Here is a 20,375-nt window from a genome sequence, read left to right as displayed (position 1 = left end):
CCATATCAAACAGGCATCTGCTCGATGACACGCCGCCCGGCCCCCTAGGATTCCCTCTATCACCTCACCGGTCCCATTCGACAGGAACCCCATGAGCGACACTTCCCCATACGGCTTCGAGCTAGTGCGGCGTGGGTACGACCGCGCTCAGGTGGACGAACGCATTGCCAAGCTCGTCTCCGACCGCGACAGTGCCCTGGCGCGTATCACCGCCCTGGAAAAGCGCATCGAGGAACTCCACCTCGAAACGCAGAACGCCCAGGCACAGGTCAGCGACGCCGAGCCGTCGTACGCCGGTCTCGGCGCCCGCGTAGAGAAGATCCTCCGCCTCGCCGAGGAAGAGGCCAAGGATCTGCGCGAGGAGGCGCGTCGCGCCGCCGAGCAGCACCGTGAGCTGGCCGAGTCGGCCGCCCAGCAGGTGCGCAACGACGCCGAGGCGTTCTCCGCCGAGCGCAAGGCCAAGGCCGAGGACGAGGGCGTCCGGATCGTCGAGAAGGCCAAGGGCGAGGCGTCCACGCTGCGTTCCGAGGCCCAGAAGGACGCGCAGTCCAAGCGCGAAGAGGCCGACGCGCTCTTCGAGGAGACCCGTGCGAAGGCCGCGCAGGCCGCCGCCGACTTCGAGACGAACCTCGCCAAGCGCCGGGAGCAGTCGGAGCGCGACCTCGCGTCCCGGCAGGCCAAGGCCGAGAAGCGGCTCGCGGAGATCGAGCACCGGGCGGAGCAGCTGCGCCTGGAGGCGGAGAAGCTGCGCACGGACGCCGAGCGCCGCGCCCGCCAGACCGTCGAGACGGCGCAGCGCCAGGCCGAGGACATCGTGGCCGACGCCAACGCCAAGGCCGACCGGATCCGCAGCGAGTCGGAGCGTGAGCTTGCCGCGCTGACGAACCGTCGCGACTCGATCAACGCGCAGCTGACGAACGTCCGCGAGATGCTGGCGACGCTGACGGGCGCGGCCGTGGCCGCGGCCGGTTCGCCGACCGAGGACGAGCCGATCTCGCGTGGAGTTCCGGCGCAGCAGACCCGATAGGTCCTGCTCCGCAGGTTCCGACCGGTCGCTCAGTGTCCGTGGGTGCCCCGTACCGCCGTTCGGCGCGGTGCGGGGCACCGTCGCGTTCACGGGCCGACTCCTGTGCGCCTCCGGTCCGACAGGCGGGGGCTGTGGGCAGCACTTAGCCTGGTGGCCATGATCGAGCTAGAGGGGCTGACCAAGCGGTACGGCGACAAGATGGCCGTCAGGGACCTCACGTTCTCCGTCAGACCCGGCATCGTCACCGGCTTCCTCGGCCCGAACGGCTCGGGCAAGTCCACGACGATGCGGATGATGCTCGGTCTCGACCATCCGACGGCGGGCGATGTCCGTATCGACGGACAGCACTACGACCAGCTACGCGATCCGCTGAAGTACATCGGCGCGCTGCTGGACGCGAAGGCGATGCACGGGGGCCGCAGCGCCTACAACCATCTGCTGTGTCTGGCGCAGAGCAACGGGATTCCGAAGGCACGGGTCGGTGAGGTCCTGGACACCGTGGGGCTCACTTCGGTGGCGCGGAAGAAGGCGAAGGGGTTCTCGCTCGGGATGGGGCAGCGGCTCGGGATCGCCGGGGCGCTGCTCGGTGACCCGCGCATCCTGATGTTCGACGAGCCGGTGAACGGGCTCGACCCCGAGGGCATCCACTGGATCCGCACGCTGATGAAATCGCTCGCGGGACAGGGCCGTACCGTCTTCGTCTCCTCGCACCTGATGAGCGAGATGGCGCTGACCGCCGACCATCTGGTGGTGATCGGACAGGGCCGGCTCCTCGCGGACACGTCGATGGCGGAGTTCATCCGGCAGAACTCCCGTTCGTACGTGCGGCTGCGCACCCCGCAGCGGGAGCGGCTGCTCGATGTGCTGCACCAGGCCGGGGTGACCGTCGTGGAGGCGGGCAACGGCACGCTGGAGGTGGACGGGACCAGCGCCGAGAAGCTGGGTGAGCTGGCCGCCGAACACCATCTCGTACTGCATGAGCTGAGTCCGCAGCAGGCGTCGTTGGAGGATGCGTTCATGCAGCTCACGGCCGAGTCGGTGGAGTATCACGCGCATTCGGACTCACGGGACGCGGGGTACATGGCACCGCCGCCCGGAGCCGCCGGGGCCGATGGAGCCGCCGGAGCCGCCGGACCTGGCTGGGGCGAGAGCTGGCAGCAGCCGCGGAAGGGGGCCTGACATGGCGGTCACCCAGGTCGTCAGGTCGGAGTGGACCAAGATCCGGTCGGTGGCGTCCACGGTGTGGACGCTGGGTCTCGCCTTCGTCGTCACCATCGCGCTCGGCATGCTGATCAGCGCCCTGGCGAACAGCGAATTCAACAACATGAGCATCGAGGGACAGGCCACCTTCGACCCGACCTTCGTCAGCTTCGCCGGGATGAGTCTCGGTCAGCTCGCGATGATCGTCTTCGGGGTGCTCGTGGTGTCGAACGAGTACAGCACCGGCATGATCCGCACCTCGCTCGCCGCCGTGCCGCAGCGGATGAACTTCCTGTTCAGCAAGGTCGCGGTGGCCACCGTCCTGGCCTTCGTGGTCGGCATGATCACCAGCTTCCTCACCTTCTTCCTCGGGCAGGCGATGCTCGGCGCCCACAAGACGGCGATCGGCGACCCGGGCGTCCTGCGCGCCGTCATCGGCGGCGGCCTCTACATGACGCTCATCGCGATGTTCTCGATGGGCGTCGCCGCGATGCTCCGCAGCCCGATGCTGTCCCTCGGCATCCTGATGCCGTTCTTCTTCCTGATCTCGAACATCCTGGCCAATGTCTCGGCGACGAAGAAGGTCGCCCAGTACCTCCCGGACCAGGCAGGCAGAAGGATCATGCAGGTGGTGACCCCCCTGAACAACGACACCCCGTACGGCCCGTGGGGCGGCCTGGGCATCATGGTCCTGTGGGTGGTGGCGGCGCTGATCGGCGGGTTCGTACTGCTCCAGCGCCGCGACGCCTGACGGCTACCCGTCCCGCCGTGAGGGCCGCGGACGTCCAGCGGCTCCCCCGGCCGCGGTCTCACCCTCGCTCTCCCCCCTCGGCGAAGGCACCGGCGGCAGCAAGCGGTCGAAGTTCCGCCAGCCGTTCCACTGCCAGACATCACGGTCGGGGTCCGGTTGGAGGGGGACGAAGCGGCCCTGTTCGAAGTCGCCCGCGTCCAGGTCGAACCAGCGCTCGTCCGCGACCTCGGTGCCCAGGCGGACCGTCCGGGCCGTGAGCCGTACCAGCAGCTTCACGCCCGAGGAGTCGGAGAGGTCCTTGCCCTGGATCTTGGTGAACGGCAGCTCCCGTACCGGTGCCTCGACCGGGATCCAGACCGTGAAGGGCGCGCCGCGCTCCACGGCGAGCCAGTAGCGCTCGTCGGCCGGCTCGCCCTCCTCGTCCAGGACCTTGAGCCACTTCTTGTAGATGACGAGGCTGTTGTCGTGCGGTGAGCGCTCCAGATAGCGCAGATGCGCGCGGGCCCGCAGATCGACGACGGAGAGGTTGTCGAAGCGGTTGTAGAAGCGGACGGCGATGATCGCGTCCTGGCTCTCCGTGTGCCGCTGCGCGTACTTTGGGAAGTCGGCGGTCGAGGCGAGCGAGATACTCGCACGGCGCCGCCATACGAAGGGCCGCAGCGCGAACATCTTGATCAGCACGATGCCCAGGAGCACGGCGGGCACCAGCGAACCCGTCACCGAGGCGACCGTGGCGAGCAACTGGTGCGCGGTGCTGTCCGGCTCGGGGCTGAGACTGTCCGTACCGACGCAGGCCCGCAGCACCGCGAGGCTGAGGTCGAAGATCCGCTCGGGCTCCGTGAACCGGTCCGCGAGCGAGCGGTCGGAGTGCTCGGTGAGGGTCCACAGCGCGGCGATCACGACGGCCAGCGCCGCGAGCCCGCCCAGGGTCATCAGAAGCAGCGCGTGGACCGAACGCCCGGCGATCCACCAGCGAACGGACTTGCGGTACCGCGGATGGCTGCCCCCCTCGCCCGGCCACCGCCGAAAAAACCTCAACTCAACGCCCCCGTAAGCAAGTCGGCCCACGCCCGGCCCGTCGCTGCTCACCGGTGACGAACTCCTGGAGCTGGACGTGCGTCCGCTGCGGCTCGGCGAGTGGTTCGTGGAGGAGCAGCGGGAGCAGCAGCGGCTCGACGAGGTGCTGGCCGAGCTGGGCCAGGTCGCCGCGGGCCGCCGGCATCCGGTGATCTCGGTCGGCTCCAACGCGTCACCGGGCCAGGTCGCCCACAAGCTGACCCGGCTCGGCATCCCGTCGGCGGTGCCGATGGTGCCGGTGCGGGTGCGCGGCATCGGGGTCGGCTGTTCGGGACACATCAGCCCGGCGGGCTATGTGGCGGGCACGCCCTATGTCGACCCGGACGCGGAGACCACGCTCATCGTGACCTGGCTGGATTCGACGCAGCTCAAGGCCGTGGACGACACCGAGTTCCCGGACTACCGGCGGGCGATCCTGCCCGGCGCCGACTTCGGGATGACGATGCCGTCCGGGGAGCGGCTGCGCGCCGCGTACATCTACTTCAGCGCGCACGGCGTGCTCGCCGACCCGGCGACCGGTCTCCCCCGGCCCGGCGGCGGCGACCAGTCGGCTCTCCTCGCGGCGCTCCTCGCCGACTCACCGCGCCTGCGGGACCTGCTCGGCCCCGACCCGGCGTCCTGGGTCCGGGCGGCGGGCGCGGACCGCGCGCTGCGCGAGCGCGGCACCGTGATCTTCGGCGAGGAGGGCTGGGTCCTGCCGCAGACGGACTTCCTGCCGTACGTGGACGACGCGGCGGAGCTGCGGCTGTACGACGATCTGCCCCCGCTCGACGGCTCCCTCACCTGACCTCGACGGCTCACCGACCTGACAGGGACCGGGCTGTCACCAGGCGCGACGGCCCTGTCACCGCTCGTCGAAGTCGGTCGATGTTTTTACTTTGTTTTGGCTGGAACCGTCAGCTCGCCGATATCCTCCTAAGCCTTACGGGGGCGTGTGCCCCGACGTCCTGACCTGTCGATGGGTGCAGCATGATCGAGGCAGTCGGCCTGACCAAGCGTTACGGCGCCAAGACGGCCGTGTACAACCTTTCCTTCCAGGTCCGGCCCGGTACCGTGACCGGCTTCCTCGGGCCGAACGGCTCGGGCAAGTCCACGACGATGCGCATGATCCTCGGCCTGGACAACCCCAGCTCGGGCCAGGTGACCATCGGCGGCTACCCGTACCGCAAGCTGCCGAACGCGCCGCGCCAGGTGGGCGCCCTGCTCGACGCCAAGGCGGTGCACGGCGGTCGGCACGCCCGTAACCATCTGCTCTGCCTCGCCCAGCTCTCCGGCATCCCGGCCCGCCGGGTCGACGAGGTGCTCGGTGTGGTCGGCCTCCAGGACGTCGCGCGGAAGCGGTCCAAGGGGTTCTCGCTCGGTATGGGGCAGCGGCTCGGCATCGCCGCCGCGCTCCTCGGCGACCCGCAGGTCCTGCTCTTCGACGAGCCGGTCAACGGCCTCGACCCCGAGGGCATCCTCTGGGTCCGCAATCTGATGAAGTCGCTCGCCGCCGAGGGCCGTACCGTCTTCGTCTCCTCGCACCTGATGAGCGAGATGGCGCTGACCGCCGACCACCTGATCGTGATCGGCCGCGGTCAGCTGCTCTCCGACATGAGCATCAAGGACTTCATCTCGCACAACTCCGCGGACTTCGCCCGCGTCCGCACCCCGGACACCGAGCCGGCGCAGCGCGAGAAGCTGACGGCCGCGCTGACCGAGGCGGGCGGCCAGGTGCTGCCGGAGCCGGACGGCGGGCTGCGCGTCACCGGGCTGCCGCTGCCCCGGATCAGTGACCTCGCGCACAGCCATGACGTACGGCTGTGGGAGCTGTCGCCGCACCAGGCGTCGCTGGAGGAGGCGTACATGCGGATGACGCAGGGCGCCGTCGACTACCGCTCCACGACCGACCAGCGCGCCGGGCTCATGCAGCAGCTGCCGCCCGGCGCGATGCCGCCGCCGCAGATGATGCCGGTACCGGGACAGGGCCAGTCCGGCTGGTACGCGCCGCCGCCGCCCCAGCAGGGCGGCCAGCCCTTCGCGATGCCTCCGGGCCCCGGCGGAGGGTACGGCGCCCCGCCGCCCAACCCGTACGCCCAGCCGCCCACGGCACCCCCGGCAGCGCAGGCACCCCAGGCGCCCGCTCAGCCCGCCGCCGCCCCCGACCCGACCCGGCACGACAGCGAGGGACCCCGATGAGTACGCCGCACCAGCAGCCACCCGCGGCCCCCGGCGCCCCGGTTTCCGCCCCGGCGCCCACCTGGGAGCAGCCGTCCGCGGCCGGCTCGTACACCTCGCCGATCCCGATCACGCGGACGCACCTCGGGCACGCGATCACCTCCGAGTGGACGAAGATCAAGTCGGTCCGGTCCACGGTGTGGACGCTCGGGACCTTCCTGCTCCTGGTCGTGGGCATCGGTCTGCTCGTCGCCAGTCAGACGGCCGACCGCGACTACGTCGACGTGCCGTACACGCTGCCCTCGTTCTTCGGTCTGGTGCTCGGGCAGATCTGCCTGATCACGCTCGGCGTACTGGTCATCTCGTCCGAGTACGGCACCGGGATGATCCGCACCACGCTGACCGCGTCGCCCGCCCGGCACCGGGTGCTCACCGCGAAGCTCCTGATCTTCTTCGCCGTCGCCTTCGCCGTGTCGGCCTTCGCGATCGGCTTCGTCGGCCTGGCGACGGCGGGGATGCACAGCGGGGCCTCGCAGGAGGCCTGGATCGGCACCGTCTTCAAGGGCGCGCTGTACGTGTCCCTGCTCGGGGTCCTCGCGGTCGCCGTCGGCTCGATGCTGCGGCACTCGGCGGGCGCGATCACCGCGATGCTCGGCGTGGTGCTGGTCCCGGCGATCATGCCGGCGTTCCTGATGATCTCGGAGAGCACCCGCAAGGTCGGCGAGAAGATGCTGGACTACAACGCCCCGAACTCCCTGGCCAAGATCTTCCAGCTCGACTCGGGCAGCGGCGGCGGCACCTCACAGCTCATCCTCCTGATCGCCGTGGTGGCAGCGGCGATCGCGGGAGCGTATGTGCTGCTGGAACGCCGGGACGTCTAGCGCCTGTCGTCGACCGGAATTCGAAGGGGCTCGCCCCGCGTCAGAAGCGCGGGGCGTTCCGGCCGCGCAGGGGGCGGGTCGTGCGGCGCGACCTCGCCGACCAGCACGCGTTGTGCCAGTGCCGGCGGTCGTCCACGCCCGCGTGCTGCGGCCAGACCACGACATGGGCCATCCCGGAGGGGATCAACTGGTCGCAGCCGGGGCACCGGTACGTCTTCCCGGCGGCACTCGCGCCGGCCACGTGCCGGACGGTCCACTGCTCGCCCTGCCACGCCTGCGTGCCCTCGAAGCCGCCGTAGCGGCCCCTGTCGTCGTCCGGATCCCCGCCCCCGGGATCCGATGCCTTGGGACGGTTACGACGCGGGGACACGGGCCCACCTCACGAGCTATACAAGGGACAACGACGGGTCGTACAAAGCCTACGCGTCGCCGCCACGCGGAGGCCTGAGTCAGCGATCCCCGTCACCAATCCCCGCAAAGTCCCCCGCATTACGCCGACAATCCGCCAATCTCTCTGCCGGACCGTGCCCATGGCACGTGTCAGACGTTGTTGCCGGCAAGGGGAGTGCCCGCGTCGGCGCCAAGGAGGCAGGAGTGCGATGCGCGTAGGAAGTTTTGTTCTCGCCGCCCAGTTCCCGGGCCAGGGGCAGGCGGAGGCGCTGCACCGGGCGGTGCGCACGGCGGAGGTGGCCGAGGAGTCGGGCCTGGACGCGGTCTGGCTCGCCGAGCACCACTTCGTGCCGTACGGCGTCTGCCCGTCCGCGATCACCCTGGCGGCGCTCCTCCTGGGCCGCACCCGCCGCCTGCGCGTCGGCACCGCCGTGACCGTCCTGCCCAGCGTCCACCCGGTCGCCCTCGGCGAACAGGCGGCGCTGCTGCATGTGACCTCGGGTGGCCGGTTCTCGCTGGGCGTGGGGCGCGGTGGCCCCTGGGTCGACCTGGAGGTGTTCGGCGCGGGCCTGCCGGCGTACGAGAAGGGGTTCCCGGAATCCCTCGATCTGCTGCTGCGCTGGTTGGCGGATGCCCGGGTCGGCGCCGACGGGGAGCGGTTCTCCTTCCGCGAGGTGGCCGTCGTACCGCAGCCGGCCGAGGCCCTGTCGGGCGCGACCGGGCCCGAGGTGGTCGTGGCGTGCACCTCACCGGCGAGTGTGCGGCTGGCGGCCGAGCGCGGGCTGCCGATGCTGCTCGGGATGCACGCGGGTGACGAGGAGAAGGCCGAGATGGTCGCGCTGTGGCGCGGCCACGCGCGCGCGGCGGGCCGCTCCCCCGACGAGATCGCCGGAGCGGGCCATGTCTCGGCGGGTGTCGCACAGATCGCGGACCGGGGCGCCGAGGCGTCGGAGGTCCTGCTGAAGTCGATGCCGGGCTGGCTGAAACAGGGCCTCGACGCCCATGTCACCGTCGACGGCCGCGCCCGCGCCATGCGGGACCCGGTCGCGTACACCGAACTGCTGTGCCGGCTGCACCCGGTGGGGACGCCCCGGGCGTGTGCCGACCGGCTCGCCGCGACCTCGGAGCGGACGGGCATCACGCGTTTCGCGCTGCTCGTCGAGGGGTCGGGCGACCTCGCGGCGACGGAGGAGAACGTACGGCGGCTGGGGACCGACGTGCTGCCGCAACTGGGCTGAGAAGGGTGGCCGACAGGGGCCGACGGGGGGCCGCCGCCCCGGACTTGAGCACCTCCCGCGTCCGGCGCGGCGAACCATCCGACACATCCGGCAAGGCCGGTCAGCAGTCCCGGAATTCGGGCGACTGGTTCAGCAACTGGTTCCGTATCGAAGTGAAACGGGCCAGGGTGTCGTCCACCGACGCGTCCAGCGGGAACACCGCCACACGGTGGCAGTTCTGGAAGGCCAGCCGTACTCCGAAGTGCCGTTGCAGCGCGCCGCGTATCGCGTCACTCGCGAGCGCACGCAGGAGCTGGCCACGTGCCTGCTCGTCCGGCGGAGGCGTCTGGTTGTCGGCGAACTCGCCGCCGTCCACCTTCAGCTGGGCCACCAAGGAGCTGATCATCTCCCACGCGTAGGGCAGGGAGGTCCGGACGCAGTCGACGAAGGCTGCTTCGTCGACCTCGCCTCGCTCGGCCTGTTCGAGTAGGGCCGGTGAGACGTCGAGCGACATGGGTTCTCCTCTCGCACCCCCGGGGACGGGGGCTGACGGACAGGGAAGGAGTTCGCGTACGCAGCGTGCACGCATGGCAACCTCCTGCTTCCACGGTAAGCATCCGGACGTGGTCGCACCAGGAGAACGCGCGCACAACCGGCCACTGTCGAACGGGGTCCTTCCAGGGCGAATCGCGTGGACCACCGGCCGTCGAGTAGCGTTGCCGACCATGCGTCTCGTCATCGCCCGCTGCTCCGTGGACTACGCGGGCCGGCTCACCGCCCATCTTCCGTCGGCGCCCCGCCTCATCCTGGTGAAGGCGGACGGCAGCGTCTCCATTCACGCGGACGACCGGGCCTACAAGCCCCTCAACTGGATGTCGCCCCCGTGCACCCTGAAGGAGGGCGCGGACGGCGACGGCGGTGTCTGGACCGTCGAGAACAAGGGGGGCGAGAAGCTCATCATCACGATGGAGGAGATCCTCCACGACTCGTCGCACGAACTCGGCGTCGATCCCGGCCTGATCAAGGACGGCGTGGAAGCACACCTCCAGGAACTCCTCGCGGACCGCATCGACACCCTCGGCGACGGGTACACGCTGATCCGCCGCGAGTACCCGACCGCGATCGGCCCGGTCGACATCCTGTGCCGGGACGCGGACGGGGCGACCGTCGCCGTCGAGATCAAGCGGCGCGGCGAAATCGACGGCGTGGAGCAACTCACCCGCTATCTGGAGCTGTTGAACCGCGACCCGCACCTCGCGCCGGTACGCGGCATCTTCGCGGCCCAGGAGATCAAGCCGCAGGCCCGCGTCCTGGCGACCGACCGCGGCATCGGCTGCGCCGTCCTCGACTACAACGCCCTGCGCGGCATCGAGGACGACAAACTGCGCCTGTTCTGACCCCTGTTCCCGGCCCCGCGGGCCCGCGCGCATGCCCGTCCGCGGGGTCAGATCGAGGGAGAGCCGTCCCCGGTGGGGTCCGACGCCGGGCCGCTGACCATGCTGCTCCCGGTCGGCCCGCTCGCGGAGTCGGTGACGCCGGGCGGCGTCTCACCGGTCTCGCTCTCGGACGGGGTGGTGCTGGGCGACTGGGACGGCGTGGTCGAGGGCGTCGGCTTGGACGACGACGGCTTGGGCGTGGTCGGGGGCCTGGACGACGACGGCTTCGACGTGGGCTTGTCCGACGGCTTGTCGCTCGGCTTGTCGGACGGCGAACCGCTCTCGCTCGCGCCCGGCGTCCCGCTGTCGCCGGGCGTCGGATCGTCGGACGTGCCGGGCACACCGTCGGCGCCCGGATCGGTCGGGGCGTCGCTCGCCCCTCCCCCGCCGCCGCCCTTGCCGTCCCCGCCCGGCTCGTCCGCGCCGGAGCCGGAGTCGTCGGTGCCCTGCGTGGCCGACGGATTGGTGCCGACCTTCTCCGCCGGGGTCTCGCTCTTGTCGGAGGTCGCGCCGAGGGTCACCACGGTGCCCAGGACGGCCGCGAGGAGCGCGCCCGCGCCCACGGCCACCAGATTGCGCCGCGCGCCGCTCACAACGGCCTTACGGGCCCCTGCGGCCTTGCTCTTGACGCCTTCCGGGGCACGAGCGATGAGAGTCGCGGGCTGCGCGGCCCCGGAACCGCTCGTCAGCGCGAGCGGCACCGGCGCGGCGCCCAACTGCGGCGCCCCGTCCCCGTACCGCGCGCCAATCGCCTCGACACCCGCCGGTGTGTCGCCCGAGCGGTCCGCGACCAGGGCGAGGGCGCGGCGGCCCGCGACCGTGCCCAGCTTGTCGGCGAGGGCGCCACGCAGCGCGATGGACGCTTCCAACTCGGCCCGCGCGCGGTCCAGTTGATCGACGCAGAGCGCGAGGACGCCCAACTCGTGGTGGAAGTACGCCTCGTCGCCGACCTCGCCGGACAGCCGGGCCGCCTCCTGGCCGGAACGCAGCGCGCGCTCCCAGGCGTTCCAGTCGCATCCGGCGGCGAAGGCCGGCGCGGCGGTGCGGGCGAGGTGGACGGGGAGCGTCGGCTCGTCCGGGTGCTCGTCGTCGTCCGCGTGGTGCGCGTCGGGCGCCGCGCCGGCGGCGCCCACGGTCGCGGCGAGCGCGGCGAGCACCGCGTCGGCCTCGGCGCGGACACGGCGCGGGGTGACCGAGGGGTGCCCGGCCCACCAGGCGTAGTGCCGGGCGGCGGTACGGGCGTGCTCGTCGGCGTCGTCGGCGTACCCGGCGCTCTCCAACTGGGTCAGCACACCGGCCGCGAGCCGGTAGCGGGCGCCGACCGGGGTGACGAGGGCGACGGCGGCGAGTTCGGCGAGCGCCGCGTCGGCGTGGGTGTCGCCGACCAGCGCGGGAAGGTGCGCCTGGTGCGGGACCTCGCCACCGAGCGCGACGGCGAACCGCAGCGCGCTGCGCGCGGACCCGCTCAGCCGCGAGGCGAGCAGGGCGACGGGCGCGACACCGTCGGCGAGCGAGGGCAGCGGGACGTCGGAGCCGTCCTCCGGGTCGAACGGCGCCACGAACGGCTTGTCGTACGGGGTGTCCGCCGGGGTGTCGTACGGGGTGTCCCCGGCCGCGTCCGGGAAGGTGCCGAACGCGTCGAAGGCGTCGGGGTCGGTGCGCAGGACGTCGCGCTGCCGGAGCAGGGCGCCCGCCTGGACGAACCGCAGCGGCAGCCCTTCCGACTCGAACCAGAGGTCGCCCGCCCAGTTCGCCTCCTCCTCGGTGAGGACACGGCCCACCGTGCGTTCGAGGAGTTCCAGGCTGCCGGCGCGGTCGAGGCCGCCGAGGAAGACCTCTTCGAGGTGCGCGGCGGCGGACGGCGACGGGACGTCGGGTGTGGTGGCCAGGACGAAGGCGCACTCGGGTGTGGCGTCGAGGAGTTCGTCCAGAGACGCGCCGCCGAATTCGAGGTCGTCCACGATGACGACGGCGCCGATCCCGAGGACGCCCGCGCGCAGCCCGTCCCGGTCGGGGCGGTTCGGGGCGGCCTTGTGGACGGTGGCGTACAGGTCGTGGAGGAGGTCGCTCGCGGTGCGGCGGTAGCCGGAGAGCCGGACGACGCCGTCGGGCGCGAGGTCGGCGCAGTCGTCGCTGACGGCGTCGAGCAGTGCGGTACGGCCGGATCCGGACGGTCCGGTGAGCCGTACGGAACGGCCGCGGGCGACCAGCCGGACCAGCCGCTCGCGCTCCTCCTGCCGTTCCAGGAGCGGCAGTCGGGGCAGGGCGGGGCCGGCCGGGACCGGCGGCGCCGAGGCGCGGCGCAGGTCCTCGCGCTCGTCCGCCGTGTGCTTCACCGGGGGTTCGGGGCGCTCACCGGGCGGGCACAGCTCGATCTCGCTGCCGTCGACGGGGTTCACGGTGAGCAGATAGTCACCGGTGACGAGCGACACGGTCCGCACGGGCGCGGCGGCCACCTGCCCGAAGGCGCGGGGCACGGCCCGCTCGGGCAGATACTCGCCCTCGCCCTCGCCCTGCTCGTACTCGTCCTGTTCGTACCGCTCGTACGGGGCCGGCTCGGGCAGTCCGCTCACATAGCCGCCCGAGTACAGCTCAAGGCCGCCACCCACGTACTCGCTGGACTCGGCCAGGTCGCCGGTCCACTCGGGCACCCCGCGGACGAACTCGCCCGGCTCGGCCGCGCCGCCCGGGAGTTCGTCCGGTTCGGGTCCGCCGCGCAGCAGCGGGGGCACGTGTGGTTCCGGGGCGCGCTCGTCCGAGGCGTCGCCGTACTCTTCCGGTCCCCGGTTCATCGGGTCCATGGTGAAAGCCCCCCAAAAGCGTCGTGTGCCGAGCCCCTCCCGGCCTCGTGCACACCCCGCTGCCGCTTCTGGTCCGGTGCCCGCCTCCTTGTGGGTCCGACATCGGCGGGCGACCGCACCCTAGACCGTGGCTCAGTATCCCCGAACAGGCGGGGTGCCGTGGGGCCCGAGAAGTCACAGGTTCATGAGGATTGCGCGCCCCGATGTTCAGACGCGCGGCAGCGATTCGAGGCCGATGCCGCCCTCGATCGCGAGGATCCGGTGCAGCCGGGTCGCGACCAGCAGGCGCTGCATCTGGGGCGGCACGTCACGCAGTACGAGCCGGCGCCCGCAGCGCCCGGCCCTGCGGTGGGCGCCCATGATGACGCCGAGCCCGGTGGCGTCCCAGGAGTCCAGCTCTGACAGGTCCAGCACGAGGTCGCCGGCTCCGTCGTCGACGGCCGAGTGCAGGACTGTTCGGGCGTCCGCCGCGCTGCGGACGTCGAGGCGGCCCCCGACGACCAGCTCGGCGTGGTCGCCCCTGATGTACATATGCGCTCCCCGTGCGTGATGGATCCGGCGGTCGTGGCGGTGCGGATGTGGCGAGTGGTCCGTACGGTGTCCGGCTATGTCACAGCAACTGACTGCCCGTAGGGGAGGCGAGTTGCTGGTTGTAAGCGAACCGATACCCAATTCACCCCGGGGAGTGATCCCCCGGGGTGACGGGCCGCTCTCAGTGCTTGTAGAAGCCCTGCCCGCTCTTCCGTCCGATGTCACCGGCGTCAACCATCCGGCGCATCAGCTCGGGCGGTGCGAACTTCTCGTCCTGGGATTCGGTGTAGATGTTGCTGGTGGCGTGCAGAAGGATGTCGACGCCCGTGAGGTCGGCGGTCGCGAGCGGGCCCATGGCGTGGCCGAAGCCCAGCTTGCAGGCCAGGTCGATGTCTTCGGCGGTCGCCACGCCGGACTCGTACAGTTTCGCCGCCTCGACCACGAGCGCCGAGATGAGCCGGGTGGTCACGAAACCGGCGACGTCACGGTTGACGACGACGCAGGTCTTGCCGACGGATTCGGCGAACTCCCGTGCGGTGGCGAGGGTGGAGTCGCTGGTCTTGTAGCCACGGACGAGTTCGCAGAGCTGCATCATCGGGACCGGTGAGAAGAAGTGGGTGCCGACGACCCGCTCGGGCCGCTCGGTGACGGCCGCGATCTTGGTGATCGGGATGGCCGAGGTGTTGGAGGCGAGCACGGCGTCGTCGCGTACCAGTTTGTCGAGGGTACGGAAGATCTCGTGCTTCACCTCCAGCTTCTCGAAGACGGCCTCGACGACGATGTCGGCGTCGGCCGCGGCGTCCAGGTCGGTGGTCGTGGTGATACGGGCGAGTGCGTCCTGAGCTGCGTCCGCGTCGAGTTTGCCCTTGCTCACGAACTTGTCGTACGACGCCTTGATGCCGTCGGTGCCACGGGTGAGCGCCTCGTCGGTGACATCGCGCAGGACGACGTCCCAGCCGGCCTGCGCGGAGACCTGGGCGATCCCGGACCCCATGAGTCCGGCGCCGATGACGGCGAGTTTCCGTGCCACGGTTCGCACTCCCCTTACACCCTGTTCATGTCTGCTCTCCGGCGGACACTAGCGCTCGTGAGGTGCTGTTTGGAGGGTTAGAGATGCGCGTCACGTCTCGAATGACGGACGTCACACCGGTGTTGCCACACGGACGGCCCAGCGGGCTCGTGCCGGGGTCGGTGCGATGGTCGGTCCGGGGCCGGTGCGACTCGTCGGGCGGGCGCGCGGAGGCACATCGTCCGGACATGCGGGGCCCAGGGTCCGAACGTGCGGAGGCTCATCGGGGGTCGCGCACGGCGTAGTTGAGCACCCTTTCGCTCAGCAGGTCCTCCATGTCGCCGATGAGGGCGAGCGTTTCGCGGGAGACGGCGGCGGCGGGGCGGCCCGCCACCATTTCGCGGCCGATCGCGGACATCACCGTCGCGTGGACCCAGTTGATCTGCCCGGCCATCAGGGTGGGCAGCGGGTCGTCGGGGGCGGCGCCGGTCTCCTCGCGCAAGGTGTCCTCCAGATTTTCCAGGACCTCCTGCTGGAGGCTCCAGAGGCGGGAGCGGAGTGCGGCGGCGTCGTGGATGACGCGCAGGAAGCTCGCGTACCCCGCCATCAGGCCGACCCGGGGTGAGACCGCCTCGACCTCGGCGCGGAGTTCGCGCAGGACGGCGGCGACGGCGGACTCGCCGGGGTCGCGGGCGCGTACCCAGCGCGAGAGGCGGTCGACGACGCCTTTGCTGCGGTCGAGGAAGAGGTCCTCCTTGGCCGGGAAGTAGTTGTAGACGGTGTTGACGGAGACGTCGGCGGCCTGCGCGATCTCCGCGATCGTCACGGCGTCGAAGCCGCGCTCCAGGAACAGTCCCGTGGCGACGTCCGAGATGTGCTGCCTGGTCTGGCGCTTCTTCCGCTCCCTGAGTCCCTCAGCCATGCGCTCATCGTAGTCGTCGTTGGTGCTCCTTGATTTTTGACCATCCTTGATTTTTGGTGTCATTGCAAAATTTAAGTCTCTCTGTTTTTCTTGGGGCATGGCAGTCATCACGACGTCCGGGCTGGCCCGGACCTTCACGACCGGACGCGGCCCCGTCGAGGCGGTCCGCGGGATCGACCTCTCCGTGCGGCGCGGCGAGATCGTCGGCCTGCTCGGGCCGAACGGCGCGGGCAAGACCACGACGCTGCGCATGCTCACCACGCTGCTGCCGCCGACCGGCGGCACGGCGACCGTCGCGGGCCACGACCTCGCGACCGACCCGGCCGGGGTGCGCCGCAGAACGGGGTACGTGGCCCAGACCGGCGGGGTCGACCCGACGCTCACGGTGCGCGAGGAACTGATCACCCAGGGGCGGCTCTACCGCCTCGCCCGTACCGAAGCGGCCGACCGGGCACGTGAGTTGGCGGACGAGTTGGGGCTCACCGAGCTGATGGACCGGAAGACGGCCGCGCTGTCCGGCGGTCAACGGCGGCGCCTCGACCTCGCGATGGGGCTCCTGCACCGGCCCGATGTGCTCTTCCTGGACGAGCCCACCACCGGTCTCGACCCGGGCAGCCGCGCCGACCTGTGGGACCTGGTCCGCCGGATCCGCGACGAGCAGGGCACCACGGTCCTGCTCACCACGCACTACCTGGACGAGGCGGACGCGCTCGCCGACCGGCTGGTGATCGTGGACGAGGGCGTGGTCGTGGCCGACGGCACGGCCGGCGCGCTGAAGCTGCGGCACGCGGGGGCGATCGACGCGCCGCTCCAGGACGCGTTCCTCGCCGTCACGGGCCGGGGCCCGGCCGCCCGCGCCACCTCACCCCTCGCCGTCTAGCCAGGCCCCCGGCCCATGAAGGAGTCCATAACCGTGCCCTCGTCCCCCACGCCCCTCTCCCCCACCCCCCTGTCCGCCGTCCTCTCGGACACCGCGCTGATCTTCGGGCGCTACGCCCGCCAGACCCTCCGCTCCCGCTTCCAAATGCTCTTCGGCATCCTGATGCCGCTGCTCTACCTCTTCTTCTTCGGCCCTCTGCTGACCGGCCTCCCCCTGGGTTCGCGCGGCAGTTCCTGGCAGGTACTGGTACCCGGGCTGCTGCTCCAACTCGCCCTCTTCGGCGCCTCGTTCACCGGTTTCTCGATCATCATCGAGAAGAACAGCGGTGTGGTGGAGCGGATGCGGGTCACCCCGGTCAGCCGGCTCGCGTTGCTGCTCGGACGCGTCCTGCGGGACGCCTCGCTCTTCGTCTTCCAGGCGGTCCTGCTGGTACTCACCGCCCTGCTGATGGGTCTGCGGGCACCGCTAGCGGGCATCCTCATCGGCTTCGTGTTCGTGGCGCTCCTGACGGCCACGCTGGGCTCCCTGTCGTACGCGCTGGCGCTCAAGGCCCGCACCCCGCAGGAGTTCGGCCCCGCCGTCAACGCCTTCACGATGCCGTCCATGCTGCTGTCCGGCCTGATGCTCCCGATGGCCCTGGCCCCCGGCTGGCTGGACGCCCTCTCCCACTTCATGCCACTGAGGTATCTGGTGGACGCGATGCGGGACGCGTACGTGGGTGAGTACGCGACGGCGCGGATGCTGTACGGGGTGATCGCCGCCGTCGCCCTGACCGTGGCGGCGCTCGCCCTCGGCACCCGGGTGTTCCGGCGGGCCGGGGCCTGACCCCGGGGCGGGGGCGCTCAGGGCGGGGCCGTGGTTAGGCTGGCCGCATGGTCAATCTGACGCGTATCTATACGAGGACCGGCGACCAGGGCACCACGAACCTGGGCGACATGAGCCGCGTGGCCAAGACGGATCTGCGGATCTCGGCGTACGCCGACGCCAACGAGGCCAACGCCGTCCTCGGCACCGCCCTCGCCCTCGGGCAGCTCCCGCAGGACATCGTCGCGGTCGTCACCCGCGTACAGAACGATCTCTTCGACGTGGGCGCCGATCTGTCGACGCCGGTCGTGGCGGATCCGAAGTTCCCGCCGCTGCGGGTCGAGCAGTTCTACATCGACCGGCTGGAGGAGGACTGCGACCGCTACCTCGGCGAGGTGGAGAAGCTGCGCAGCTTCATCCTCCCCGGCGGTACGCCCGGCGCCGCCCTCCTCCACCAGGCGTGCACGGTGGTCCGCCGCGCGGAACGCTCCACCTGGGCGGCGCTTGAGGTGCACGCCGACACGATGAACCCGCTGACGGCGACCTATCTGAACCGCCTCTCGGACCTCCTGTTCATCCTGGCCCGCACGGCGAACAAGGCGGAGGGCGATGTCCTCTGGGTGCCCGGAGGGGAACGCTAACCACGGGTCGCGGGGTCCCGGTCCTCCGGGACCGGGGCCGGGTCCGGGTCAGGGGCTGGGGCCTTCCTCGGCCACACCAGGTACGTCAGGGCGATCAAGCCGTGGATCCCCATGACGCGGAGCGCCGTGAACTGCCAGCCGCGCAGGGACGACGCGTCGCCGCCGTCCCCCACGTACCAGACGGCGAGCTGGAGCAGCAGGCACGCGACCGCCGCGGCCAGCAGCGTACGCAGCCACAGCCGGCCCTCGAACCGCGCCCGCGCCATCCCGTACTTCGGCGGCTTCACCGGCGGCGGTCCGCCCGCGAACCGGTGGCGTACATGGCCGTCGATCCACCGGATCGTGTAGTGGCCGTACGCGACGGTGTACCCGAGGTACAGCGCCGCGACGCCGTGCTTCCAGTCGGGTGCCGCACCGTTCTTCAGGTCGATCGCGGTGGCGACGAGGAGCACGAGTTCCAGTACGGGTTCGCACAGCAGCACGGCGACGCTCGTCCGCGGCATCTTCAGGGCGTACCGCAGCAGCAGCCCCGCCGCCAGCAGCACCCAGAAGCCGACCTCGCAGATGATGATCAGCGTGACGATCACAGCTCGCTCCTCTCGGTCACGCTTCAAGGTTCCCGGCGCCCGGAGCCCGGATCGTCGTCTCAGGTGACGAACCGCGACTGCATCCTTCGATGTACTGGCGCCTCCGCCCGCGCGGGGAGGTCACCGCGCCCGGGGCCGTGTTGGATGGGGGCATGCCCGTGCCGTTTCTCCGCTCCCCGCGCCGCCAGGACGTGCTGATCGGCGTCGCCGGGCTGGTCGGCGGCGTGCTGCTGTGGGCGGCGGGGCTGCACACCCAGGGCGGGCGGCCCTTCGGCGGCGCCTGGATCCTCGTACCGCTGTGCGTGATGGCGGCGATGGAGCCGCTGCGCCGCACCCGGCCGCAGCTCGCCCTCCTCGTCGGCACCGCGGCCCTCGTCGCGGATCAGTTCACGCTCGGGAACATCGCGACCGTCGTCATGTTCACGGACCTGATGTACGCGGCGGTCCTGTACGGCACCCCGGCCGCCGCCCGCCGTATCCCGATCGTGACGCTCCTGATCACCGTGGCGGCCACCATTGGATTCGCGGCGTGGCTGCGCGTCCCGGAAGCGCTCCTGATCGGTGTGGTCACGGCCGTGGTCGCGTTCGCACCCGCGACCACGGGCGCCCTGGTGCGCAACCACCGGGACGCGGCGGAGGCCGCCGGGCTACGGGCCGAACAGACGGCGCTGCTCGCCGAGATGGACCGCACGCAGGCCGTCACCGCCGAGCGCGCGCGGATGGCGAGGGAGCTGCACGACATGGTCGCGAACCATCTCTCGGCGATCGCGATCCACTCCACGGCCGCGCTCTCCCTCGACGACCCGCGCACCACGCGCGACGCGCTGGGCGTGATCCGCGAGAACAGTGTCGAGGGCCTGGCCGAGATGCGCCGCCTCATCGGCATCCTGCGCGCATCGGGCGACGACGGCGAACCGGCCGCCGCGCCGACCCTGGACGGCCTGGGCGCGCTGGTCACGGCCGCCCGCACCAACGGCCTGGACGTCACCCTGGAGGCAGTGCACGGCGCGGTGCCGGCGCCGGTGGAACTCGCCGCGTACCGCATCGTGCAGGAGTCCCTGACGAACGCGCTCAAGCACGCCTCGCCCGGCCTGGTCACGGTCGCCGTCGCGCAGCGGGACGGCGCGCTCACGGTCCGGGTGGTCAGCCCGTACGGCGACCGCGACGGCCCGCGCGCACCCGGCTCGGGCGCCGGTCTCATCGGCATGCGGGAGCGTGCGGCGCTGCTGCACGGCACCTTCGAGGCGGGCCCCGAGCCCGCGCCGGACGGCGGCAAGGTGTGGCGCGTCGCCGCCGCCCTGCCCGTCGACCCGGCCGACCCCACGAGGAACCGCACCCCCACCCCCGGTCAAGGAGGCCCCGCATGAGCCGCATGATCCGCGTGCTCGTCGCCGAGGACCAGTCCGCCGTCCGTGCGGGCCTGGTGCTCATCCTGCGCAGCGCGCCGGACATCGAGGTCGTCGGGGAGGCCGCCGACGGTGAGCAGGCCGTGGCGCTGGCCCGTGAACTCCGGCCGGATCTGGTCCTGATGGACGTCCAGATGCCCCGCCTTGACGGTGTCTCGGCGACCCGTCAGGTGGTCGCCGAGAACCTGGCGGACGTGCTGGTCCTGACGACCTTCGACCTCGACGCGTACGTGTTCGGGGCGCTGCGCGCGGGAGCCTCCGGGTTCCTGCTGAAGAACACCGAGGCGAAGGACCTCCTCACGGCGGTCCGCACGGTCGCGCGCGGCGAGGGCCTGATCGCCCCGGCGGTCACGCGCCGCCTGATCGCGGAGTTCGCCGCGAAGTCCGTACGCTCCCCCGGCGCACCCGACCCCTCGGTCCTGGACGCGCTGACCCGCCGGGAGCGCGAGGTGCTGTCCTGCCTCGGTGAGGGCCTGTCGAACGCGGAGATCGCGCGCCGTCTCGACATGGCGGAGGCGACGGTGAAGACGCATGTCAGCAGGCTGCTCGGCAAGCTGGAGCTGCGCAGCCGGGTTCAAGCGGCCGTCCTGGCACAGGAGTTGGGGCCCGACCTGAGAGCGTGATCCACCGGCCCGCACGGGGACGGGGCCGAGACCCC

21 protein-coding genes are annotated in these 20,375 nt (G+C 71.4%); 13 read left to right on the top strand and 8 right to left on the bottom strand.

The window, feature by feature from the left end; genetic code table 11:
* The first annotated feature begins 91 nt into the window (after positions 1 to 91).
* The 3 genes from ACIQNU_RS36785 to ACIQNU_RS36775 all read left to right on the top strand — a co-directional run bounded on the left by ACIQNU_RS36785 (position 92) and on the right by ACIQNU_RS36775 (position 2,978).
* Positions 92 to 1,027: a cellulose-binding protein gene (locus ACIQNU_RS36785; protein WP_401374895.1), complete on the top strand. Its 936-nt coding sequence runs from the start codon at positions 92 to 94 to the stop codon at positions 1,025 to 1,027.
* Between the two features lie 156 nt (positions 1,028 to 1,183).
* On the top strand, positions 1,184 to 2,206 hold the full coding sequence (locus ACIQNU_RS36780; protein ID WP_401374892.1) for an ABC transporter ATP-binding protein: 1,023 nt from the start codon (positions 1,184 to 1,186) through the stop codon (positions 2,204 to 2,206).
* 1 nt (position 2,207) lies between these two features.
* Complete coding sequence (locus ACIQNU_RS36775; protein ID WP_401374889.1) at positions 2,208 to 2,978, top strand: ABC transporter permease; 771 nt, start codon at positions 2,208 to 2,210, stop codon at positions 2,976 to 2,978.
* 3 nt (positions 2,979 to 2,981) lie between these two features.
* Here the strand turns inward: ACIQNU_RS36775 and ACIQNU_RS36770 are convergent, their stop codons facing one another.
* Positions 2,982 to 3,911 carry a hypothetical protein gene (locus tag ACIQNU_RS36770; RefSeq protein WP_401374886.1) on the bottom strand — a complete coding sequence of 310 codons (930 nt, stop codon included), beginning with the start codon at positions 3,909 to 3,911 and terminating at the stop codon, positions 2,982 to 2,984.
* A 181-nt stretch (positions 3,912 to 4,092) separates the two neighbouring features.
* Between ACIQNU_RS36770 and ACIQNU_RS36765 the strand changes: the two genes are divergently transcribed.
* The 3 genes from ACIQNU_RS36765 to ACIQNU_RS36755 all read left to right on the top strand — a co-directional run bounded on the left by ACIQNU_RS36765 (position 4,093) and on the right by ACIQNU_RS36755 (position 7,093).
* Positions 4,093 to 4,842 carry a hypothetical protein gene (locus ACIQNU_RS36765; protein WP_401374883.1) on the top strand — a complete coding sequence of 250 codons (750 nt, stop codon included), beginning with the start codon at positions 4,093 to 4,095 and terminating at the stop codon, positions 4,840 to 4,842.
* A 182-nt stretch (positions 4,843 to 5,024) separates the two neighbouring features.
* Positions 5,025 to 6,233, top strand: coding sequence for an ATP-binding cassette domain-containing protein (locus ACIQNU_RS36760; RefSeq protein ID WP_401374880.1), 1,209 nt, complete (start codon positions 5,025 to 5,027; stop codon positions 6,231 to 6,233).
* Entirely contained in the window at positions 6,230 to 7,093 is an 864-nt protein-coding gene (locus tag ACIQNU_RS36755) for an ABC transporter permease subunit (protein ID WP_401374877.1), read from the top strand. Before ACIQNU_RS36760 ends, ACIQNU_RS36755 begins: the two co-directional genes overlap by 4 nt.
* Before the next feature lie 40 nt (positions 7,094 to 7,133).
* Here ACIQNU_RS36755 and ACIQNU_RS36750 read toward each other — a convergent pair whose 3' ends face one another.
* The gene (locus tag ACIQNU_RS36750) at positions 7,134 to 7,463 is read right to left on the bottom strand and encodes an ATP/GTP-binding protein (protein WP_401374874.1); all 330 of its coding nucleotides are present in this window, start codon (positions 7,461 to 7,463) and stop codon (positions 7,134 to 7,136) included.
* A 229-nt stretch (positions 7,464 to 7,692) separates the two neighbouring features.
* On the opposite strand from ACIQNU_RS36750, the gene ACIQNU_RS36745 reads away from it, so the two are divergent.
* On the top strand, positions 7,693 to 8,721 hold the full coding sequence (locus tag ACIQNU_RS36745) for an LLM class flavin-dependent oxidoreductase (RefSeq protein WP_401374871.1): 1,029 nt from the start codon (positions 7,693 to 7,695) through the stop codon (positions 8,719 to 8,721).
* Positions 8,722 to 8,821: 100 nt separating this feature from the next.
* Here the strand turns inward: ACIQNU_RS36745 and ACIQNU_RS36740 are convergent, their stop codons facing one another.
* Complete coding sequence (locus ACIQNU_RS36740) at positions 8,822 to 9,214, bottom strand: SCO5389 family protein (protein ID WP_401374869.1); 393 nt, start codon at positions 9,212 to 9,214, stop codon at positions 8,822 to 8,824.
* Between the two features lie 211 nt (positions 9,215 to 9,425).
* Between ACIQNU_RS36740 and nucS the strand changes: the two genes are divergently transcribed.
* Positions 9,426 to 10,097, top strand: coding sequence for an endonuclease NucS (gene nucS / locus ACIQNU_RS36735; protein ID WP_401374866.1), 672 nt, complete (start codon positions 9,426 to 9,428; stop codon positions 10,095 to 10,097).
* A 47-nt stretch (positions 10,098 to 10,144) separates the two neighbouring features.
* On the opposite strand, the gene ACIQNU_RS36730 is transcribed toward nucS, so the two are convergent.
* From ACIQNU_RS36730 to ACIQNU_RS36715, 4 genes are all read right to left on the bottom strand, one after another.
* On the bottom strand, positions 10,145 to 12,928 hold the full coding sequence (locus tag ACIQNU_RS36730; RefSeq protein ID WP_401374864.1) for an ATP-binding protein: 2,784 nt from the start codon (positions 12,926 to 12,928) through the stop codon (positions 10,145 to 10,147).
* 216 nt (positions 12,929 to 13,144) lie between these two features.
* A complete protein-coding gene (locus ACIQNU_RS36725; RefSeq protein WP_033526497.1) occupies positions 13,145 to 13,468 on the bottom strand; it encodes an STAS domain-containing protein in 324 nt (107 codons plus the stop codon).
* Positions 13,469 to 13,649: 181 nt separating this feature from the next.
* Entirely contained in the window at positions 13,650 to 14,498 is an 849-nt protein-coding gene (locus tag ACIQNU_RS36720) for a 3-hydroxyacyl-CoA dehydrogenase family protein (RefSeq protein WP_401374860.1), read from the bottom strand.
* Positions 14,499 to 14,757: 259 nt separating this feature from the next.
* Positions 14,758 to 15,399, bottom strand: coding sequence for a TetR/AcrR family transcriptional regulator (locus tag ACIQNU_RS36715; RefSeq protein WP_401374857.1), 642 nt, complete (start codon positions 15,397 to 15,399; stop codon positions 14,758 to 14,760).
* Positions 15,400 to 15,496: 97 nt separating this feature from the next.
* Between ACIQNU_RS36715 and ACIQNU_RS36710 the strand changes: the two genes are divergently transcribed.
* From ACIQNU_RS36710 to ACIQNU_RS36700, 3 genes are all read left to right on the top strand, one after another.
* Positions 15,497 to 16,279: an ABC transporter ATP-binding protein gene (locus ACIQNU_RS36710; RefSeq protein ID WP_401374855.1), complete on the top strand. Its 783-nt coding sequence runs from the start codon at positions 15,497 to 15,499 to the stop codon at positions 16,277 to 16,279.
* 69 nt (positions 16,280 to 16,348) lie between these two features.
* Positions 16,349 to 17,104, top strand: a complete 756-nt coding sequence (locus ACIQNU_RS36705; protein ID WP_401375018.1) for an ABC transporter permease — start codon at positions 16,349 to 16,351, stop codon at positions 17,102 to 17,104.
* Positions 17,105 to 17,151: 47 nt separating this feature from the next.
* Positions 17,152 to 17,724: a cob(I)yrinic acid a,c-diamide adenosyltransferase gene (locus ACIQNU_RS36700; RefSeq protein ID WP_401374853.1), complete on the top strand. Its 573-nt coding sequence runs from the start codon at positions 17,152 to 17,154 to the stop codon at positions 17,722 to 17,724.
* On the opposite strand, the gene ACIQNU_RS36695 is transcribed toward ACIQNU_RS36700, so the two are convergent.
* Positions 17,721 to 18,311, bottom strand: coding sequence for a hypothetical protein (locus ACIQNU_RS36695; RefSeq protein WP_401374851.1), 591 nt, complete (start codon positions 18,309 to 18,311; stop codon positions 17,721 to 17,723). The genes ACIQNU_RS36700 and ACIQNU_RS36695 overlap by 4 nt on opposite strands.
* A 152-nt stretch (positions 18,312 to 18,463) precedes the next feature.
* On the opposite strand from ACIQNU_RS36695, the gene ACIQNU_RS36690 reads away from it, so the two are divergent.
* Positions 18,464 to 19,678: a sensor histidine kinase gene (locus tag ACIQNU_RS36690; RefSeq protein WP_401374848.1), complete on the top strand. Its 1,215-nt coding sequence runs from the start codon at positions 18,464 to 18,466 to the stop codon at positions 19,676 to 19,678.
* On the top strand, positions 19,675 to 20,340 hold the full coding sequence (locus ACIQNU_RS36685; protein ID WP_401374845.1) for a response regulator: 666 nt from the start codon (positions 19,675 to 19,677) through the stop codon (positions 20,338 to 20,340). Before ACIQNU_RS36690 ends, ACIQNU_RS36685 begins: the two co-directional genes overlap by 4 nt.
* Positions 20,341 to 20,375 lie beyond the last annotated feature (35 nt).

It is taken from the genome of Streptomyces sp. NPDC091292 (genome assembly GCF_044757265.1).
GTDB lineage: Bacteria > Actinomycetota > Actinomycetes > Streptomycetales > Streptomycetaceae > Streptomyces.
Note: the sequence above shows the minus strand (reverse complement) of the source record. Positions and strands in the feature narration are given on the sequence as shown.